The sequence below is a fragment of the Reyranella sp. GW821-FHT12G01 genome, assembly GCF_058806575.1.
Genome location: NZ_JBXAPV010000002.1, coordinates 13,524 through 32,496, shown reverse-complemented (window position 1 = coordinate 32,496; position 18,973 = coordinate 13,524). Strand labels below are relative to the sequence as shown.

The 18,973-nt window shown below is 66.2% G+C and carries 19 protein-coding genes; 12 read left to right on the top strand and 7 right to left on the bottom strand.

Features of this window, described 5'->3' with window-relative positions; all coding sequences use genetic code 11:
• Nucleotides 1-29 precede the first annotated feature (29 nt).
• On the bottom strand, nucleotides 30-1,094 hold the full coding sequence (locus AC1RP5_RS19655) for a protein kinase family protein (RefSeq protein ID WP_493113494.1): 1,065 nt from the start codon (nucleotides 1,092-1,094) through the stop codon (nucleotides 30-32).
• Nucleotides 1,095-1,157: 63 nt separating this feature from the next.
• Between AC1RP5_RS19655 and AC1RP5_RS19650 the strand changes: the two genes are divergently transcribed.
• The 4 genes from AC1RP5_RS19650 (at nucleotide 1,158) to AC1RP5_RS19635 (ending at nucleotide 4,389) form a co-directional block, all read left to right on the top strand.
• On the top strand, nucleotides 1,158-2,024 hold the full coding sequence (locus tag AC1RP5_RS19650) for an alpha/beta fold hydrolase (protein WP_493115224.1): 867 nt from the start codon (nucleotides 1,158-1,160) through the stop codon (nucleotides 2,022-2,024).
• Nucleotides 2,021-3,040: a zinc-binding dehydrogenase gene (locus tag AC1RP5_RS19645; RefSeq protein ID WP_493113492.1), complete on the top strand. Its 1,020-nt coding sequence runs from the start codon at nucleotides 2,021-2,023 to the stop codon at nucleotides 3,038-3,040. Before AC1RP5_RS19650 ends, AC1RP5_RS19645 begins: the two co-directional genes overlap by 4 nt.
• A 34-nt stretch (nucleotides 3,041-3,074) precedes the next feature.
• On the top strand, nucleotides 3,075-3,695 hold the full coding sequence (locus tag AC1RP5_RS19640; protein WP_493113490.1) for a glutathione S-transferase family protein: 621 nt from the start codon (nucleotides 3,075-3,077) through the stop codon (nucleotides 3,693-3,695).
• 115 nt (nucleotides 3,696-3,810) lie between these two features.
• The gene (locus tag AC1RP5_RS19635; RefSeq protein ID WP_493113489.1) at nucleotides 3,811-4,389 is read left to right on the top strand and encodes a hypothetical protein; all 579 of its coding nucleotides are present in this window, start codon (nucleotides 3,811-3,813) and stop codon (nucleotides 4,387-4,389) included.
• Here AC1RP5_RS19635 and AC1RP5_RS19630 read toward each other — a convergent pair.
• The 3 genes from AC1RP5_RS19630 to AC1RP5_RS19620 all read right to left on the bottom strand — a co-directional run bounded on the left by AC1RP5_RS19630 (nucleotide 4,361) and on the right by AC1RP5_RS19620 (nucleotide 7,667).
• Nucleotides 4,361-5,026, bottom strand: a complete 666-nt coding sequence (locus tag AC1RP5_RS19630; RefSeq protein ID WP_493113487.1) for an RluA family pseudouridine synthase — start codon at nucleotides 5,024-5,026, stop codon at nucleotides 4,361-4,363. The genes AC1RP5_RS19635 and AC1RP5_RS19630 overlap by 29 nt on opposite strands.
• Before the next feature lie 74 nt (nucleotides 5,027-5,100).
• Complete coding sequence (locus AC1RP5_RS19625) at nucleotides 5,101-6,522, bottom strand: amidase (RefSeq protein WP_493113486.1); 1,422 nt, start codon at nucleotides 6,520-6,522, stop codon at nucleotides 5,101-5,103.
• Nucleotides 6,523-6,530: 8 nt separating this feature from the next.
• Entirely contained in the window at nucleotides 6,531-7,667 is a 1,137-nt protein-coding gene (locus AC1RP5_RS19620; RefSeq protein ID WP_493113484.1) for a fumarylacetoacetate hydrolase family protein, read from the bottom strand.
• 76 nt (nucleotides 7,668-7,743) lie between these two features.
• Here AC1RP5_RS19620 and AC1RP5_RS19615 point away from each other — a divergent pair, with 76 nt between their 5' ends.
• The 3 genes from AC1RP5_RS19615 (at nucleotide 7,744) to AC1RP5_RS19605 (ending at nucleotide 9,989) form a co-directional block, all read left to right on the top strand.
• Nucleotides 7,744-8,685, top strand: a complete 942-nt coding sequence (locus AC1RP5_RS19615) for a dihydrodipicolinate synthase family protein (protein ID WP_493113482.1) — start codon at nucleotides 7,744-7,746, stop codon at nucleotides 8,683-8,685.
• A 222-nt stretch (nucleotides 8,686-8,907) separates the two neighbouring features.
• On the top strand, nucleotides 8,908-9,363 hold the full coding sequence (locus AC1RP5_RS19610; RefSeq protein WP_493113480.1) for a GNAT family N-acetyltransferase: 456 nt from the start codon (nucleotides 8,908-8,910) through the stop codon (nucleotides 9,361-9,363).
• A gap of 107 nt (nucleotides 9,364-9,470) precedes the next feature.
• Nucleotides 9,471-9,989: a hypothetical protein gene (locus AC1RP5_RS19605; RefSeq protein ID WP_493113479.1), complete on the top strand. Its 519-nt coding sequence runs from the start codon at nucleotides 9,471-9,473 to the stop codon at nucleotides 9,987-9,989.
• Nucleotides 9,990-9,992: 3 nt separating this feature from the next.
• Here AC1RP5_RS19605 and AC1RP5_RS19600 read toward each other — a convergent pair whose 3' ends face one another.
• The 3 genes from AC1RP5_RS19600 to AC1RP5_RS19590 form a co-directional block, all read right to left on the bottom strand.
• Complete coding sequence (locus tag AC1RP5_RS19600; RefSeq protein WP_493113477.1) at nucleotides 9,993-10,637, bottom strand: glutathione S-transferase family protein; 645 nt, start codon at nucleotides 10,635-10,637, stop codon at nucleotides 9,993-9,995.
• Nucleotides 10,638-10,759: 122 nt separating this feature from the next.
• Entirely contained in the window at nucleotides 10,760-12,292 is a 1,533-nt protein-coding gene (locus AC1RP5_RS19595) for an acyl-CoA synthetase (RefSeq protein WP_493113475.1), read from the bottom strand.
• Nucleotides 12,292-13,851 carry an acyl-CoA synthetase gene (locus AC1RP5_RS19590; RefSeq protein ID WP_493113473.1) on the bottom strand — a complete coding sequence of 520 codons (1,560 nt, stop codon included), beginning with the start codon at nucleotides 13,849-13,851 and terminating at the stop codon, nucleotides 12,292-12,294. Before AC1RP5_RS19590 ends, AC1RP5_RS19595 begins: the two co-directional genes overlap by 1 nt.
• Before the next feature lie 60 nt (nucleotides 13,852-13,911).
• Here AC1RP5_RS19590 and AC1RP5_RS19585 point away from each other — a divergent pair, with 60 nt between their 5' ends.
• Genes AC1RP5_RS19585 through AC1RP5_RS19565 form a run of 5 tightly spaced genes read left to right on the top strand, consistent with a single transcriptional unit; the run spans nucleotide 13,912 to nucleotide 18,927 of the window.
• A complete protein-coding gene (locus AC1RP5_RS19585) occupies nucleotides 13,912-15,147 on the top strand; it encodes a cytochrome P450 (RefSeq protein WP_493113471.1) in 1,236 nt (411 codons plus the stop codon).
• Nucleotides 15,148-15,164: 17 nt separating this feature from the next.
• Nucleotides 15,165-15,872 (top strand): PP2C family protein-serine/threonine phosphatase, encoded by a 708-nt coding sequence (locus AC1RP5_RS19580; protein WP_493113469.1) that lies wholly within the window; start codon nucleotides 15,165-15,167, stop codon nucleotides 15,870-15,872.
• On the top strand, nucleotides 15,869-16,870 hold the full coding sequence (locus tag AC1RP5_RS19575) for an asparaginase (RefSeq protein WP_493113467.1): 1,002 nt from the start codon (nucleotides 15,869-15,871) through the stop codon (nucleotides 16,868-16,870). The genes AC1RP5_RS19580 and AC1RP5_RS19575 overlap by 4 nt, the downstream gene beginning before the upstream one ends.
• A 19-nt stretch (nucleotides 16,871-16,889) precedes the next feature.
• Nucleotides 16,890-18,143: a class I SAM-dependent RNA methyltransferase gene (locus tag AC1RP5_RS19570; protein ID WP_493113465.1), complete on the top strand. Its 1,254-nt coding sequence runs from the start codon at nucleotides 16,890-16,892 to the stop codon at nucleotides 18,141-18,143.
• A 16-nt stretch (nucleotides 18,144-18,159) separates the two neighbouring features.
• Nucleotides 18,160-18,927, top strand: coding sequence for an SDR family NAD(P)-dependent oxidoreductase (locus tag AC1RP5_RS19565; RefSeq protein ID WP_493113463.1), 768 nt, complete (start codon nucleotides 18,160-18,162; stop codon nucleotides 18,925-18,927).
• Nucleotides 18,928-18,973: the final 46 nt, after the last annotated feature.

The window sequence follows — 18,973 nt, the reverse complement described above, 5'->3', positions numbered from 1 at the left end:
GCAAACTCTCGCGCAAATGCCCCTACGTGTCACGCGGACAACAGCTCGCGGCAATCGAGATCGGCGGCGGCCAGGTGAATGCGCTCGAGATGGTTCCACCAGATCACGGGGGGAATCCCGGCGGACTGCATCCAGATCGGCCGGGTGGTCGCCCAGAGGACACACAGTCGATAGTCGTCCTGCAGCGAGGGCCGGTCGTACCCCGTCACGCCGCGCGCCGTCAGTTCGGCGTGGAAGCAGTCGAGCAGATGGCGCTCAGCCCGCTGGCGCAGGTCCGGATACCAGTGCATCGCCATCATATAGGCGAGATCCTCGGCACCGACGGTCGGCCGCCAGCCATCCCAGTCGAACAGCCTCACCGTGTCCGACGAGGCGTCGCGCGGCAGGAAGCAGTTCCATGTATGGGAATCGCCCTGGATGAGGGTCACGTTGCGGCGCGCGCGGTAGCGTTGCAGCAGGCGAGGCGCCTGATCGAACAGCCGGTCGTAGAGGGTGCGGCGGTCAGTCGGCAGGCGGTCACCCAGCAGGTCGGCGAACTTCACATAGGAGCCGACGAGGCTCTTCAGCCAGTCATCGACGGCCTTCGATTCGGGCCATGCGCCGACCGTCACGCCAAGGCGCGGATCATCCCACCAGGCGGCCTGGAAGCGGGCATGGGCGCGAACGATCGCCTCGCTCTGCTCGATCGTCGGCGGCAACGGCCACTGCGTGGCAATCATGTGCGAATCGGTCAGGTCCTCGAGCAGCAGATGCCATTTGCTGCTGGCCGGATCGTGGTGCGCCTCGAAGCAGCGCAGCAGCAGGCCTGCCGGCGTTGCCGGGGCGACATGGGTGTAGAAGGCGACTTCCTTGCGGCCGCTTTCCCAATTGGCACCAGGCCGGTTCGGCAGGTCGGTCTTGAAGATGATCGTCGCCGGTGCGCCGTCGGCGGCACCTTCGTAGGTAAGGCGCAGCCTCTGAACCAGGGACAGGATCGTGGGAAACTGCTTGTCGACGGCGACGGCGGAAACCCGGCCACCCGCCAGCACACCGCTGCGACGAAGCACCTCCGTAAGGTGGTCGGCACTGGCCGCTTCGGGCGTCGGGAGCGTCATTGTCCTCCATTGTGCCGGAGTGACCGCAGCCGGTAAATTGCCCGGATGAATACATTGAACGGTATGCCCGGCCCCACCTCCCGGGTTTTCTTCTCACAGCGTCTGCGTCTGCATTATGTCGACTGGGGCAATCCCGAAGCGCCGCCGCTTCTGCTCGTCCACGGCGGCCGCGATCATTGCCGGAACTGGGACTGGGTGGCGCAGGCGCTGCGCAAGGACTGGCACGTCATCTGCCCGGACCTGCGCGGACACGGCGACAGCCAGTGGTCGCCCGACGGCAACTATTCGATGGCGGCCTACATCTACGACCTGGCGCAGCTCATCCATCAGCAGAACCTGGCGCCGGTGACGATCGTGGCGCATTCGCTGGGTGGCAACATCTGCCTGCGCTACACCGGCATCCATCCCGACAAGGTGCGCAAGCTGGTGGCGATCGAAGGTCTCGGACCGTCGCCCAAGGTGATCGCCGAGCGCGGCAACAAGCCGATGAGCGCGCGCATGACCGACTGGATCGACGAGCAGCGCAAGCTGTCGGCCCGGGCGCCGCGCAAGTACCCGACGATCGAGGATGCCTTCAAGCGCATGCAGGACGAGAACAAGCACCTCTCGGCGGCGCAGGCGCGCCACCTGACCGAGCAGGGCGTCAACCAGAACGAGGACGGTACCTACAGCTGGAAGTTCGACAACTATGTGCGCGTCAACCAGCCCTACGACATGAGCTACGAGGCGATCGAGGATCTGTGGTCGCAGATCACCTGTCCGACCCTGCTGGTCTACGGCAAGGAAAGCTGGGCCTCCAACCCGGAGAAGGACGGCCGCATAAAGCACTTCAAGACGGCGAAGGTCGTGGAGTTCGAGCGCGCTGGCCACTGGGTCCAGCACGACCGTCTCGACGACTTCGTCGCGACGACGCGCGAGTTCATCAAATGAAGGCGGCGGTCCTACGCGGCGGCGACATGGTCGTCGCGGAAGTGCCCGAGCCCGTGCCGGCGGCGGGGCAGGTGCTGGTCAAGACGCTGTGCTGCGGCATCTGCGGCTCGGACCTGCACTATGCCAAGCACGCGCCGCACATGGTCGAGCTGTCGAAGCGCATTCCCGGTCGCGTGCCGCTCGACCTGTCGCGCGACGTCGTGTTCGGGCACGAGTTCTGCGGCGAAGTGCTGGACTACGGTCCCGGCACCGAGCGCAAGCTGAAGCCCGGCACCCTGGTCTGTTCCATGCCAGTGATCCCGCAAGCGGACGGTCACCGCACCGTGGGTTACTCCAACGACTTCCCCGGCGGCTACGGCGAGCGGATGGTGCTGGCAGCGCCGCTGCTGCTCGAAGTGCCGAACGGCCTGTCGGCCGATCACGCCGCGCTCACCGAGCCACTCGCGGTCGGTATCCATGCGGTCGAGAAGGCGGCGCTGCAGGAGAACGACGCACCGCTGGTCGTAGGCTGCGGACCGGTGGGGCTCGCGGCCATCGTCGGCCTGCGCTTGAAGGGCATTCACCCCATTATCGCGGCCGATTTCTCGCCCAAGCGGCGCGAGCTGGCGGCCAAGATGGGCGCCGACATCGTGATCGATCCCAAGGTCGAATCGCCCTACGCCAAGCTCACGCCCGGCAAGCGCGCGGTGATCTTCGAATGCGTCGGCGTACCGGGCTTGCTGCAGCAGGTCTTCGAGGCCGCACCTCGCGATTCGCGCATCGTGGTGGCCGGCGTCTGCATGGAGCCGGACCGGATCGAACCGCTGTTTGGAATCGTGAAGGAGCTCTCGCTCCAGTTCGTGTTGGGCTACACGCCCGAGGAGTTCGCGCGCTGCCTTCGCCTGTTGGCGGAAGGCCAGGTCGAGGCGGATGCGCTGATCACCGGCAAGGTCGGCCTCGCCGAAGTGAAGGGGGCGTTCGCGGAACTGGGCAATCCCGAAAATCACACCAAGATTCTCGTGGAGCCGTGGCGCTGACTTTGATAGCGCTGCAGGGACTTCAAGGGAGGAAATGAAAGTGAAATTCTATAATTCGGTCGGCCCCAACCCGCAGATGGTTCGCATCTTCATGGCCGAGAAGGGCTTCGACGTGCCGAAAGTCGAGGTCGACCTGCGCGGTGGCGAGAACCGGCGCGAGCCCTATCTCAAGATCAATCCGGCCGGCCAGTGTCCAGCGCTCGAACTCGACGACGGCACGGTCATCGCCGAGATCACCGCGATCTGCGAATACGTCGACGAGGTGAAGAAGGACACGCCGTCGCTGATCGGCGACACGCCGGAAGAGCGCGCAAACACCCGCATGTGGGTGCGTCGCATCGACCTCAACGTGCTCGAGCCCGCGCTCAACGGCTTCCGCTTCTCGCAGGGGCTGAAGTTCTTCCAGGATCGCGTTCATTGCATTCCCGAAGCCGCCGACGGTCTCAAGGAAACGGCGAAGAAGAAGCTGGCCTGGCTCGACGGACTGCTCGGCTCGAAGCCGTTCATCGCCGGCGACAAGCTCACCATGGCCGACATCCAGCTGTATCCGTTCCTCGAATTCCTGGGCAAGGTCGGGCAGCCGCTCGATCCGGCGAACAAGAACCTGACGGCCTGGATGGAGCGCATGAAGGCGCGCCCCAGCGCGTCGGCTTGATCGCAGGCTTTCAGCAGGAAGAGGTAAACACCTGAAGGACTGGACCCTCCAAGCTGCTCTCAACAACGCACACTGGTGCGACGCGGTCTGCCGCGCGCACGGCCATGCCGGGCGCATGCTGCCGCATATGTGGGTGAACGCGGCGACCGTGCCGCGTTTCTATCCCAACGCGGTCACCCTGGCGGTCGGCGACACTGCGTTGGACGAGCAACGAAGCACCGTCGAAATCCTGCAGAAATCGAACCTGCCGGGCCGCTGGAGCGTGAAGGACAGTTTCAACACGCTCGATCTGTCGCGGCGTGGTTTCGATCTGCTGTTCGATGCGCAGTGGATCCGCGGCGGCATGCCGGCCGCGGGACCGGAAACGGACATCGTCTGGCAGCGAGAGGAGAAGGGCACCGAGCAGTGGCCGTTCGACGACCCGAACTTCGCGATGTTCAAGGGACGGCGCGGCTTCAAGGTCGTGGCGGGCTTCATGCTCTATCGTGCCGAGGACGTGGTCGGCGTGACCAACGTCGTCGCCGAGACGCCGGATGCGCCGGCCGTCTGGCGTTCGCTGACGTTGCTGGCGGCGCAGACGTTCCCGCGACTGCCGCTGGTCGGCTACGAATCTGGTCGCGAGCTGCAAGCCGCGGTGGATGCCGGCTTTGAGGCCGGCGACACGCTCAGGGTGTGGGTGACGGCTCGGGACTGAAGCCGCAGGCTTTCAACGCGGTCAGCATGTGCGGCGGTGGAGGGGCCGTGACGACGACCGGCGGTTTGCTCTTCGACAGCGGCAGAACGATGCCGTGTGACTGCAGGTGAAGCTGGTTGTTCGGCTCGGCCCGGCCGTAGAGCCGGTCGGCGATCACGGGGCATCCAGCCGCAGCGCAGTGCACACGGATCTGGTGCGTGCGGCCGGTTTCGGGCTTCAGCTCCAACCACGTCATGCCGGGAGCTCGGCCCATCACCTTGTAGCGCGTCACCGAGGGCTGGCCCTTGTCGGACACCTTCACCGACCAGCCGCTGCGTGTGTTGACCTTGAGCAGCGGCATGTCGAACACGCCTTCGTCGGCGGGCGGTGCGCCCTCGACCACGGCCCAATAGGTCTTCTCGGTGTCGCGGCCGGAGAACAATCGGCCGAGCTTGGCGAGCGCCTTGGGATGGCGCCCCAGCACCAGCACGCCGGCCGTGTCGGCATCGAGCCGATGGGCGAGCGCCGGCGGTCGTGGCAGGCCGTAACGCAGATCGTCGAAGCACTCTTCGAGGTTTGGCGCACCGCTGGGGCCGGCATGTACGGCGAGGCCCGCCGGCTTGTCGATCACCAGGATCAGGCCGTCGCGATGAAGCACCCGGGCCTGGATCTGTTCGGCTGTCAGCGGCGGCGCTCTCCGGGGCGGGGGCCGCCTCGGCGGCTGGTGCGGCTTCACAGCTCTGGCCGCCGGTCGAGCCAGCTTTCGCTCGCTTCGTAGAGGGCGGCAGCGTGCAGCACCGAGGCCTCGTCACGGAAACGGCCGACGATCTGCAGGCCGATCGGCAGGCCTTCGGAATCGTAGCCGTTGCACAAAGTGAGGGCGGGGTGGCCGGTGATGTTGAACGGCATCGTGTAGGGGAACCAGTTGCGCCGCAGTTCACCCGCTTCCGCGCCGTCGATGTGGATCGGGTCGAACAGGTCCTGGTCGATCGGCAAGGCGGTGCGCGAGATCGTGGGCGTCACCAGATAGTCGGCCGTCTCGAACCAGCCCTGCACCATGCGGAAGAGGTCGGCGCGCTGGAACATCGCCCGCTGATAGTCGGCGCCGGACCAGTCCGCGGCCTCGGCCACCTGGCGCACCAGCGAAGGAGTCATGCGATTGCCGTCACGGCGGATCATCTCGTCGAAGCGCGCCTTCCAGGTTGTGTGATTGATCACCTTCCAGGCGGTGCCCATGTCGGGGAGCGTATCCGAAAGCTCGACGAGCTCGGCGCCCAGCTCGCGCAACTTCGCGAGCGACGCCTCGAAGGCCGCGCGAACGTCCTTCGCGACCACGCTGTTGCCCAGGGTCGTGCTGTAGAGGATGCGCTTGCCCTTGAGATCGCCCTCGGCGCGAGCCGCGGCGAGATAGTCCTGCGGCTCGACGCCGATCGACCATGGGTCGGACGGATGGGGACCGGCCATGGCCTGCAACATCAGGGCCGTGTCCATCACCGTGCGCGTCATCGGCGTCACGTAGGTGTAGTTGCCGAACGCGTCGGCGACCTGGCTGTGCGGAATGACGCCGTTGCTCTGCTTCAGCCCGACCATGCCGTTGACCGCGGCGGGAATGCGCGTCGAGCCGCCGCCGTCGGTCGCGATGCCGATCGGACCGATGCCCGCTGCGACGGCTACCGCCGCGCCGCCGCTCGATCCGCCGGACGTGTGCTTTGCGCTCCAGGCGTTGCGCGTGCGTCCGAACAAGGGCGCGTCGGTCAGCGCCTTGTGCCCGAACTCCGGCGTCGTGGTCTTGCCGAACAGGATGCCGCCGGCGGCCTTCACGCGCGCGGCGCAGACCGCGTCGTCCTTCGGCACGTTGTTCTCGTAGAGCAGCGACCCGAAGGTCGTGCGCACACCCGCTGTGTTGACGAGGTCCTTGGCCGCGAAGGGAATGCCGTGCAGCAACCCCAGCGGCTTGCCCTGCATCACCGCGTCTTCCGCCACCCTGGCCGCCGCGCGGGCCTGATTGGGCACCAGCGTGATGAAGCAGTTCAGAACCGGCTGCAGTCTGTCGGCGCGCGCCAGCACGGCGTCGGTCAACTCAACGGGCGAGATTTTCTTTGCCGCGATCTGTTCACGCAGTTCGGAAGCAGGCAGGGAAGTGAGGTCGGTCATGCTCCCGTTTACCGCAGCAACCCTCGTGCCGCGAGGTTTCGCATCAAGGCGCCCGCACCAAAGGTCCACGGCGCAATCTTGTCGCAATGGGCCACCTTGTTGGTGAGCGTGCCGAGCTTCGGTGAACGGATGGAGACGAGGTCGCCCACCATGTGCGTGAAGCCGGTGCCGCCGGGCTTGCGTGGCTCGGTCGGCGCGAACAGCGTGCCGGTCATCAGCGCCATGCCGTCGGGATACTGATGCGCGCTCATGGCCTGCGCCACGAGGTCGGTGGGATCGCGGCTGATCCGTGAAAGATCGCTCGAACCGCGAAGGCGGAACTGGTCGGGACCGGTCACTTCGAGGTCGACCTTGGCCTTGCGTACGTCGTCGAGCGAGAAGGTGTCGTCGAACAGGCGGATGAAGGGGCCGAGCGCGCAGGAGGCGTTGTTGTCCTTGGCGATGCCCAGCAGGAGCGCGCTGCGGCCCTCGATGTCGCGCAGGTTCACGTCGTTGCCCAAGGTCGCACCGACGATCTTGCCCTTGGCGCTGACGATCAGCGTCACTTCGGGCTCGGGATTGTTCCAGTCCGAGTCCGGGCGGATGCCGATCTCGGCGCCGTAGCCCACGGCGGCCATGGGCGGGGCCTTGGTGAAGATCTCGGCATAGGGGCCGATGCCGACTTCGAGGTAGGGCGACCACGCGCCGCGCGCCATCAGCGTCTTCTTCAACGCCTCGGCCTCGGGCGAGCCTGGCTTGATGGCGCTCACATCGGCGCCGATGATCGAGTTCAGCTCTCCGCGCACCTGCTCGGCGCGTGCAGGATCGCCCTTGGCATGCTCCTCGATCAGTCGCTCCAGCAGGCTGACGGCGAAGGTGACGCCCGCGGCTTTCAGGGCCTGCAGGTCGACCGGCGCGAGCAGGCCGCCCATGCAATCCTGCAAAGTGCCGATGCGCTCGCCCGGCGTATTGCGTGCCAGCCCCGTGGGATCGGGCGCATTGCAGAGGTCGGCCATGGTGGGGACGGTCGCGGAAAGGTCGAATACCCCGTCCTTGCGTACCGCGACGACGGCAGGGCCGGCCGGACTTCCGGCGCGCCAGAGGCGGCCGACCAGGGTGCCGGCCGTGCCGTCCTCGGGGAGAATCTCGTCGATCGAAGCTGCCACCTGAACCACCTGACTACTGGACGTTTCCGGCGCTTCGTTGCAGAAAAGGCGCGCCATTCCCGGGAGAAATCAAATCATGGCCGCAGCGCGGATCAAGGGCGTTCTTTCGCCCGTCGTTACCCCCTTCAAGCGCGACCTGTCGCCGGATGTCGGCCGTTTCATCGCGCACTGCAAGTGGCTGATCAGCCAGGATTGCGGCCTCGCGGTCTTCGGCACCAACTCGGAAGCCAATTCGATGTCGGCCAAGGAGCGCATGAGCCTCCTCGAAGCCGTCGTGGCCTCCGGCGTGCCGGCCGCGCGCATGATGCCAGGCACCGGCGCCAGCTCGATCACCGAAGCCGCCGAAGTGAGCGCGCATGCGGTGAAGCTCGGTGTCGGCGGCGTGCTGATGCTGCCGCCGTTCTACTACAAGGGCGTTCCGGAGGAGGGGCTGTTCCGCTTCTTCTCGGAAGTCGTGCAGCGCGTCGGTGACGACCGCCTGCGCGTCTATCTCTATCACATCCCGCCGGTCTCGGCCGTGCCGATCACGCACAAGCTGGTCGAGCGCCTGATGAAGGCCTACCCGAACCAGATCGCCGGCATGAAGGATTCGTCGGACGATTGGCCCCACACCAAGAGCATGATCGAGGCGTTCGCCAAGGACGGCTTCGATGTCTTCTCCGGCAATGAGAAGCCGATCCTCGAGAACCTCAAGGCGGGCGGCGTCGGCTGCATCAGCGCGACGGCCAACATCAACCCGGGCAAGATCGCCGAGACGATCAAGGCCTACGGCACGCCCGAAGGCGACAAGCTGCAGGCCTGGATCAACGAAGTCCGCGGTGTGATGCAGGGCTACGTGATGATCCCGGCACTGAAGTACGTGATCGCGCACTACGGCGCCGATCCGCAGTGGAACCCGGTGCGTCCGCCGCTCGTCGAGATCGACGAGAAGACCGGCAAGGACATGATCGAGAAGCTCGACAAGCTCGGCTTCACGATGCCGGGCCTCAAGCAGGCGATGGCCGTCGCGGCTGAGTGACATGAGTTGTGTCGGTGGGCCTGTCGCCGTTGACAGGCCCACGATCCGAGGCTTATAAAATCGCCATGCTCAAGACCCTGTCCCACAACGCTTGGTATTTTACGCCCCTGACATAGGCGGCGCGAAGGGTCATGACTCAACGAAGCCGCCGTATCCCGGCGGCTTTCGTGTTCTAGGACTAGGCCTCCGGGCCGCGGCGGAAACCGCAAACTGGAGGACGATATGTCGATCATCGAAGCAGAACTTGAACCGCACCAGGCACCGCTCGCCATCCGCGTGAGGCTGGCGGGCCCGCGTGACATCGAGGATCTCACCGATCTTCTCGATGCCGGGGAAAGCTCCCGAGAGCAGGTCCTGACATGGCTCGAAACGCCCGGCACGACGTTGCTGGTGGCGCAGAGTGAAGTCGGTGTGCTGGCCATCGCGGTGCTGGTGACACGACTGGTGCCGCTCGAAGGCGGCAGCGTCCATAAGGTCATCGAGGTCGATAATCTCGTCGTGCGCGCCGACCAGCGCGGCCGCCGGATCGGCCGTCGTCTCCTGGCCGCCGCCGTCGAATGGTCCCGCCAGCGCCGTGCGGTCCAGGTCGAAGCGGTTGTGGGCGAGGGGCCGGCCAAGCGGTTCTACGAGAACTTCGGCTTCGCGGTCGCCAACGACCGGCTGGTCTTGGCGGCCTGACATGGCTGATTTTCGCGTCGTGAACGGACGGGTTGCAGGTCGAACAATGTGATATGGTGGCATTTCTTGCACACACAGTGCTGGACATATGTGCAGGAGTAAGCCCCGTGGCAAAGCGTTCAACGAAGCATAACAACGTGCCGGCCGAGAAGGCACCTGTTGCGATCAAGCAGACGATGGCCAAGCCGATCGAAAGCTATACGGATCCGGCGCAACTGCGGACCCTGATGCAGAACGCCAGGCGGATGGGCCGTGAGGACATCTGGCGGCAGGCGTTCGACCAGCTTTGTTCGCTCGAAGGCGCGGCGCAGACCGATCCGCTCGACCGGGCTTTCTACCGGACGCTGGCGGCCTACGAAGAACTGCTGACGCAGAAGAACCGTCGCGCCACTCGCGCCAGCCGCACGCGCCTCAAGCTGAAGAGCAAGGGCGTGGTCGCGTGCCTGGAGGATTGGGCCCGCAGCAAGGAAGCACCGGAATCGTTCGATCTGCTGGTGGCGAACGGCATGGTCGAACTGACGGGTGAGCAGCTTGTGCTGACCTATCCCGACAGGTTCTCCCCGGAGGCGATCGCGGGCGCCACGGCGCGTCTGGCGACGGCGACGAAGGCAGCGCCCGCGAGTTGACCGCTACGCCGGCTCGGCGTCGCGGTCGGCCCACATCTTCTTGAAAGCGGGACGCGCCTGGCAGGCGGCAAGCCATGCCTTCACGCGCGGCGCGGCTTCGAACAACTCCGGCGCGGCCTGCGCATAGCGCACGATCTCGGCGGCGTTGATGTCGGCCACGGTGAAGCGGTCGCCGACCAGCCAGCCGCTCTTAGCCAGCGCCTTCTCCAGAACCGCGAACGGACCCTTGAGCGCCTCGACGGCGGCGTCGGCGATCTTGGGATCCTTCACGCCGGTCGGGTTGCCGAGGCGATGATAGAGGATGTTGATGGCGTGCGGCTCGACGCCGGTCGCGGCCCACAGCGACCACATCGCGATCTGGCCTTCCTCGGCGACGTTCGCGCCGGCGACCGGGCCGCCATGCTTGCGCGCAAGGTAGAGGTTGATGGCGAGCGACTCGTGCAGCACTACGCCATCATCGTCGATCGAGGGGATGAGGCCGTTCGGATTGATCTTCAGGAATTCCGGCGACTGCGTGTGCAGCATCCCGGCCGGCACGGTGCGATAATGCTGGATCACCGGCACCTGCTTGAACGGGATGCCAAGCTCCTCGGCGAGCCAGATGTTGCGGGACGCGCGCGAGCGGTAGACGCCATAAATCGTAAGCATGGAATTCCTGTTTAGCCGACGGTACTCGTAACGAAGTCTCGCCCGTTCTTAGGGCTTGCCGACTTCGCGGCACAGGGAAAATCCGGCACCAGCAAGTATGATTACTTGTCTCTCGCCCGAGCCTAGCTAATCGCCGGCGCGCTCTGTCCCACATACTGGACCCGCAGCTCGCGCTTGAGCACCTTGCCCGTCGCGTTGCGGGGCAGGACGTCGACGAAGGTCACGGACTGCGGGACCTTGAATTTGGCGAGCCGGCCGAGGCAATGCTGGATCACGTCGCCTTCGGCCAGATCCTGGTCGGGCTTGCGCACGATGATCGCCATGCCGACCTCGCCCCAGCGCTCGCTGGGCACGCCGATGATCGCGGCGTCGGCGACACCCGGAAGCTGGAACAGCACGTTCTCGACCTCGGCGGGATACACGTTCTCGCCGCCTGAGATGTACATGTCCTTCCAGCGGTCGACGATGTAGACGAAGCCTTCCTCGTCGAGCCGCGCGGCGTCGCCGGTGTGCAGCCAGCCGTCGGTGAAGCTCTTCTCCGTTGCTGCGGGATTGTTCCAGTAGCCCGGCGTGATGTTGGGCCCCTTGATCAGCAATTCGCCGATGCCGTTCACCGGCGCATCGTTGCCCTCGTCGTCGACCACGCGGATGGCCGTGTGCATCATCGCCTTGCCGGCGGAGCCCAGCTTGCGGACCGCGTCGGCGGCATCGAGCATCGTGCCGGCGGGACTGGTCTCGGTCATGCCCCAGCCCTGCACGAGCGGCACGCCGCGGGCGGCCCAGGTCTCGATGATCGCCAGCGCACAGGGCGCGCCGCCGACGCCGGCAAGCCGCAGGCGCGAGAGATCAGCATCCGCGAACTTCGGATGTTGCATCATGAACTGGTAGGGCGCGGGCACGGCGAAGACGTGGGTGATGCCCAGCGAGATGTCAGAGATGCAGTCGAGCGCCTGGCCGGGATCGAAGGTGCGCATCACGACGATCGTGCCGCCGGCATGGAGCACCGGGTTGGCGTAGCAGTTGAGGCCGCCAGTGTGGAACAGCGGCAGCACGACGAGCTGCACGGTCTCGGGCGTGATGAAGGCTGGAATGCCGAGGTTCACGCAGTTCCAGAAGACCATGCCATGCGTGATGATCGCGCCCTTGGGATGGCCCGTCGTGCCCGACGTGTACATGACCATGCCGATGTCATCGTGGCTCAGGGCGGCGGCCGGCGGCGGGGTTCCCGCCAATGCGAGTGCCTGTTCGTAGGCGCTGTCGGTCCGGTCGTGGTCGATCTCCAGCAGGCTCTTCGAAAGAGCCGCGGCCTGTCCCGCGAACGCCTTGTCGTGCACGAGCAGCTTGGGTGTCGAATCGCCCAGGATGTAGTCGAGTTCCGGCACGGTGAGCCGCCAGTTGAGCGGCAGCATGATCGCGCCCAGCCGACCGCAGGCGAATTGCAGCTCGAAGTATTCGGCGCAATTGGGGGCGAGCAGGGCCACGCGATCGCCCTTGCCGATTCCCCGGCCCGCAAGCGCCGCGGTCAGCTTCGCCGTGCGCGCGTCGAGATCCGCGTAGGTGAACTTCCGTCCGGTCTGCAGGTCGTGGATGGCAAGCTTGGCAGGGCGTCGCCCGGCATGGTGGGCGATCCAGTCATAGTAGGGAATGGTCGACATCAGTTCACGGCTTTGGTGAAGCCCTTCCAGTAGGGTTCGCGTAGCTCGCGCTTCAGGACCTTGCCGGCGCCCGAGAGCGGCAGCGGCGTATCGCGGAAGTCGACGCTGCGGGGACATTTGTACCCTGCAATCTGGCTGCGGCAATGCTCGATCACATCCTCGGCGCTGAGCGACGCGCCGGGCTTCGGCACCACGATGGCGTGGACCCGCTCGCCCCACTGCTCGTCGGGAACGCCGATCACCGCGACTTCGGCGACGTCGGGGATCAGCGAGATCGCGTTCTCGGTCTCGGCTGAATAGACGTTCTCGCCGCCCGAGATGATCATGTCCTTGAGGCGATCGACGACGAAGACGAAGCCTTCCTCGTCCATGTAGGCGCCGTCACCGGAATAGTACCAGCCGTCCTCGAGAACGGCCTCGGTCTCGACAGGCTTGTTCCAGTAGCCCTTCATCACGTTGGCGCCGCGCACGGCCAGTTCGCCGGCCGTGCCGCGCGGCACTTCCAGCCGGTCGGCGTCGACAATCCTGACATCACAGGCAAGCACCGCCTGGCCGCACGATTTGAGGCGTCCGGCGAAAGGGCCGTCGAGCGTGGTGTAGCGCGGGTCGAGCAGGGTCACGATGGGCGAGGCCTCGGTCATGCCGTAGCCGTGCATGAGACGGACGTGCGGCATCATCTCGATCGCCTTGCGCACGACGCCCTCGGGCATCGGCGATGCGCCATAGAGGATGAACGACAGCGAGCCGATGTCGAACTCGGCGAAGCGCCCGTGGTTCACCAGCATGTTGATCATGGTCGGCACGAACTGCGCGTGCGTGACCTTCTCGGTCTGGATGGTGAGCAGCACCTCGACCGGCTCGAAGCGCGGCACGAAGGCGTGGCGGCCGCCCGACAGGGTGACACCGAAGGTCGAGGCGCCGTCGGCCAGGTGGAACATCGCACCGGAATGGAGATAGGCGGTGTCCGAGGTGAAGCCCATGCCGGCCACGCCGTTCAGCGCGTTCACGACCAGATTGGTGTGGGTGAGCATGACGCCCTTCGAGCGTCCCGTCGTGCCGCCGGTGTAGAACAGACCGGCCAGGTCGTCGTCACGGGCGCCGACATCGTCCATCGCCTCGTAGCTGGTGAGATCCTCGTAGTGGAGGATGCCCTCGGGGCTCGCGAGGTCGTCCAGCCAGATGACCTCTCGTACCGCAGGTGTCTTGCCCTCCAGCGCCGTCAGGTGATGCGACATGCCGGTGTCGACGAACAGCGCCACGGCGCCGGAGTCGTTCAGGACGTACTCGATCTCCGGCGCGGCCAGCCGCGTGTTGATCGGGACCATCACGGCGCCCAGCCAAGGGAGGGCGTACATGAGCTCGAGGTAGCGGTCGGAGTTGAGTGCAAGAATGGCGACCCGGTCGCCGCGACGCACGCCCAATGCGGAAAGGGCGCCTGCCACCCGGCTGATCCTGTCGGCGCTCTGCTGCCAGGTCCGGCGACGGCTGGCGAAAGAGGTCGAAAGCCCGTTGGGGCGTGTCTGGACGGCGCGGCGAAGTCCCTGGGTCAGTGCAAACATGGGGTGATGCTAGGGGCTCGTTCGTTCGCGCGGCAAGGGGCTTCGTGGTAGAGGGTGAGGATGGACACCATCGCCCAGCCCGCCGCATCCGCGAAGGACCTCGCGTTCAACCCGCTCGATCCGGCCTTCATCGCCGATCCTTACTCGTTCTATCGACGGCTGCGCGAGGCGGCGCCCGTCCTGAAGACACCGCAGGGCTTCTGGCTGATCACGCGCTACGAGGATATCGCGCTCGTCCTTCGCGACAGGCGCTTCGGCAAGGACTTCGCCGGCAACATGCGCCGCCGCTACGGCGATGACCGCCTGAACGAGCCCGCCGTCGCGAGCCTGGCGAACACGATGCTGGTGCAGGATCCGCCCGATCATACCCGCCTGCGTGGGCTGGTCACGAAGGCCTTCACGGCCCGTCGCGTCGCCGACATGCGCCCGCGCATCAAGGCGCTGGTCGACGAACAGCTCGATCGGGTCGCCGGCAAGGGCGAGATGGATGTGATGCGGGACCTGGCTCATCGCCTGCCGGTCATCGTGATCTGCGACATGCTGGGAATCCCCGAGGAGCATCGCGCGCCGTTCCTGGCCGGCAGCAACGTCAACGGTCGGATCCTCGAACCGGTTCCCATGAGCCGTGAGGAACTCGACCAGGCCAACCACAACACGCAGATGGCCGGGGTCTATTTCAACCAGCTCTGCGAGCTGCGCCGCCGCGATCCCCAGGACGACCTCACCAGTGAACTGGTGAAGGCGGAAGAGGCTGGCGACAAGCTTTCGGCCGAAGAGCTGCAGGCCAATATGGGCCTGCTGTTCGGCGCCGGGCACGAGACGACCACCAACCTGATCGGCAACGGCCTGCTGGCCCTGCATCGCAATCCCGACCAGTGGGAAAAGCTGAAAGCCGACCCGTCGCTGATCCCCAATGCCATGGATGAGCTGCTGCGCTACGATTCTTCGGTCCAGCTCACCGGTCGCGTAACCCACGCCGAAGCCGAACTGAGCGGCGTGAAGATCGGACCAAAGGAGAGCGTGGTCTGCCTGTTGGGCGCGGCCAATCGCGATCCCGCGCAATACCCCGATCCCGACCGTCTCGATGTCGAACGGCAGAACATACGGCCGATGTCGTTCGGCGGCGGCATCCACTATTGCCTGGGTGCCCAGCTCGCGCGCCTGGAAGCCGAGCTGGTCTTTACCGCCCTGATCGAGCGCATGCCCAATCTCAGGCTTCCCGAAATCGACAAGCCCGCCTGGCGGCGCAGCTTCACCCTGCGCGGCCTCAGCAAGCTTCCGGCGGTCTGGCACTAGAGGATGCGGCACTAGTCATGGCGACGCGCTGGCGGGGCGAGGGCGACCAACATCAGGGTGCCCGCCCGTATCAAGAAGACAGTTGGCGTCTGGTGACGCTCGGAGACGGATCGCTGCTGGCGGTGGTGGCTGACGGCATGGGCGGTCATGCCGGCGGCGCGGTCGCCAGCCGGCTCGCGGTCGAGGCGTTCATCCACGCGGTCGAGCAGGGCGGCGGCCTTTCCGACGGCCTTCACGACGCCAACGAGGCGGTCGGCAAGGGGACGGTCGGCAAGCCGGAACTGAACGGCATGGGCGCGACTTTGGTCGCCGCCCATCTGCGCGGCGACGAGGTGCGTTGGATCAGCGTCGGCGATTCGCCCTTCTATCTGGTCGAAGCCGGGAAGATCGAACGCCTGAACGCCGATCATTCGATGGCGCCGCAGATCGATGCGCTAGTCGCGCGCGGTATGCTCACCGAAGAAGAGGCCGAGCATCATCCGGGGCGGCACACGCTGCGTGAGGCGGTGATGGGTGAGCCATTGACCCTGATCGACAAGGGAAGCCGCCGGCTCGGGCCGGATGCCAGGCTCCTGGTGTGCAGCGACGGCGTGCAAAGCCTGACGATGCCGCAGATCCTGGCGCAGGCCGCCCTACCGGCTGACCGCGTCATCGCGGCGGTGCTGGCGGCGGCTAAGGAACATCAGGACAACATCACAGTGGTCAAATTGGAGCGAGCGCGATGAGCCGGGGTCCTGTTGTCATTGAAGTCACGCGCGGCCCCGTCGTCGAAAGCCGGCACGAAGGCATTGCCGCCGTCGTGAAAGCCGACGGCACCGTTGTGGAGTCGTGGGGCGACATCGATTCGGTGATCCTGCCGCGCTCGGCCAATAAGCCGATCCAGGCGATGGCGTTCGTCGAAAGCGGCGCCGTCGAGCGTTTCGGGCTCGGCGATGAGCATGTGGCGCTGTCCTGCGCCTCGCACAGCGGCGAGACGCGGCATGTCGAGACGGTTCGTGCGTGGCTCGCCAAGGTGGGCTTGAGCGAAGCCGATCTCGAATGCGGCACGCATGCGCCGCGGCTGCAGACGAGCATCGAAGCGCTGGCCCGTGCCAACGCCCTGCCGACGGCCGCGTTCAACAACTGCTCGGGCAAGCACAGCGGCTTCCTGACGACCGCCGTCCAGTACGGCGAGCCGACCAAGGGCTACATCAAGTACGACCATCCGGTGCAGCGCCGCCTGCGCGAGACGATGAGCGATCTTTGCGGACTTGACGCCAACAGCTTCGCCCACGGTACCGACGGCTGCGGAATCCCGACGCTGGCCACGCCACTGAAGAGCCTGGCTCAGGCGATGGCATCGATGGCCGATCCGTCGCGCCTGTCGAGCAAGCGGGCCGATGCTGCCAATCGCATCCGTAAGGCGATGAACGCCGAGCCCTTCATGGTCGCCGGCAGCGGCCGCTTCTGCACGCGCATCAACGAGGCCGCGCCCGGCGTGATCCAGGTGAAGACCGGCGCCGAAGGCGTGTTCTGCGGCATGCTGCCGACCTTGGGTCTCGGCGTCGCGCTCAAGGTCTGGGACGGCGCGGGTCGTGCGGCCGAGGTCGCGATGGCGACCTTGCTCGATCATCTAGGCGTCCTGCCGGCCGGGCAGAAGGACGAGGTCCTGCATCCGCCGATCAAGAACGTGGTCGGCCTGCTGGTCGGCGAGATGAGGCCAGCGAAGAGCTGGCTGGGCTGAGGCCCGCCGGGATCACATTGTGAGCATCACGCTCGACATCCTCGAAGTCGGTGCCCGCGGCGACGGCGTTGCCGACCTCGAGGGCAAGCGCTTCTTCGTGCCGTACTGCCTGCCGGCCGAGACGGTCGAAGCCGAACCGCGCGACAAGCGGGGCGACGGCATCGTCTGCGATCTGCTCGAAGTGCTGGCGCCGTCGCGGCACCGCGAGACGCCGCCTTGCGCCCATTTCGGAATCTGCGGCGGCTGTGCCCTGCAGCACTGGCGGCGCGACATCTACACGGGCTGGAAGAGCGAGCTGATCGCCAAGGCGCTGGCGCAGCGTGGCGTAAAAGCGCCGCGCTTCGAGGCGCCGGTGACCTGCGAGCCCGCCGCGCGCCGCCGCGCCGACATCGTGCTGCGCCGCCAGGGCAAGCGGGTGGTTGCCGGCTTCCACGAACGCGCGAGCCAGGACGTCGTCGACGTCGGCACCTGCGTCGTGGCCCGGCCGAAAATCAACGCCGCGATCGCCACCCTGAGATCGGCGATGGCCGGTATCCTGCGCGATGGAACATCCGCCGATGCCATCATCAACGAGTCCGACACCGGCCTCGATGTCCTGATCCGCCCGCACAAGCGCTTCGAGGCGACGCTCGCCATTCGCGAGGCGCTGATCGCGATGGCCGAGAGTGCGGACTTTGCCCGCGTGAGCTGGGGCGACCGCGCCAAGGCCGAGCCGATCGTCGTGCGCCGCGCACCGCTGCTGGTGCTGGGCGACACGAGTGTGGAGCTGCCGCCCGGTGTCTTCCTGCAGGCGACCAAGCGGGCTGAGCTGGTGATGCGAGCGGGCGTCACGGCCTGGGCGGGCGAGGGCGCGCACATCGCCGATCTGTTCGCGGGCATTGGCGCGCTGTCGCTCGGCAAGTCCGGCAAGGCGAGCCTGTTCGAGAGCGACAAGCCGGCAGTCGCCGCCGTCGATGCCGCGGTGCGCAAGACCGCCACCAATCGCGTGACCGCGCATTTGCGCGATCTCTTTCGCAATCCGCTGACGGTCAAGGAACTCGAAGCCTTTGACGCCGTCGTGCTCGATCCGCCGCGCGCCGGTGCGGCGGCGCAGTGTGCCGAACTCGCGGCGTCGAAGGTGAAGCGGGTGGTCTACGGCTCCTGCGATCCCGGCAGCTTCGCCCGCGATGTCCGCGCCTTGCAGGATGGCGGGTACCGACTGGAGAAACTCATGCCTATCGACCAATTCCTCTGGTCGGCGCATGTTGAGCTCATTGCGTTGCTGACCAAATGAATCGAGGAGACGACCGATGATGTTCGACCTTTCCGGCAAGGTGGCCGTTGTGACCGGCGGCAGCCGCGGCATCGGCCGCTCGATCTGCGAGCAGATGGCCGCGCACGGCGCCAAGGTCGTCGTTTCCAGCCGCAAGCTTCCGGCCTGCGAAGAAGTGGTGAAGAGCATCAAGGCCAAGGGCGGTGAAGCGACCGCCGTCGCCGCCAGCATCTCCGACAAGGCCCAGCTTGAGAACCTCGTCGCCGAGGCTCGCAAGGCCTATGGCCGCATCGACATCATGGTCTGCAATGCCGCGTCCAACCCGTACTTCGGCCCGCTCACCGGCCTGAAGGACGAGGTGTTCCAGAAGATCATGCAGAACAACGTGATGTCGAACCTCTGGCTGATGAACATGGTCGGTCCGGAGATGGCGGAGCGGAAGGACGGCGCCTTTATTATCGTCTCGTCGATCGGCGCGCTGGTCGGCTCGGCTCATATCGCGGCCTACAACATGAGCAAGGCGGCCGACCTCTCGCTGGTGAAGTCGCTCGCCATGGAGTGGGGCAAGCACAACATCCGTGTGAACGCGATCGCGCCCGGCCTGATCCAGACCGACTTCGCCAAAGCGCTGTGGGACAACCCGCAGATCCGCGCGGCGCAGGAAGGCAAGGCGGCGCTGAAGCGCATCGGCCAGCCCGACGACATCGGCGGCGTGGCGGTGTTCCTGGCCTCGAAGGCCGGCAATTTCGTCTGCGGCCAGTGCATCATCGCCGACGGCGGCGTGATCGGCGCGGGCGCGGAGTAGGGCTCATTGGACCGCGGGCCTCCAGGCCCGCTCATGAGGCGGGTCT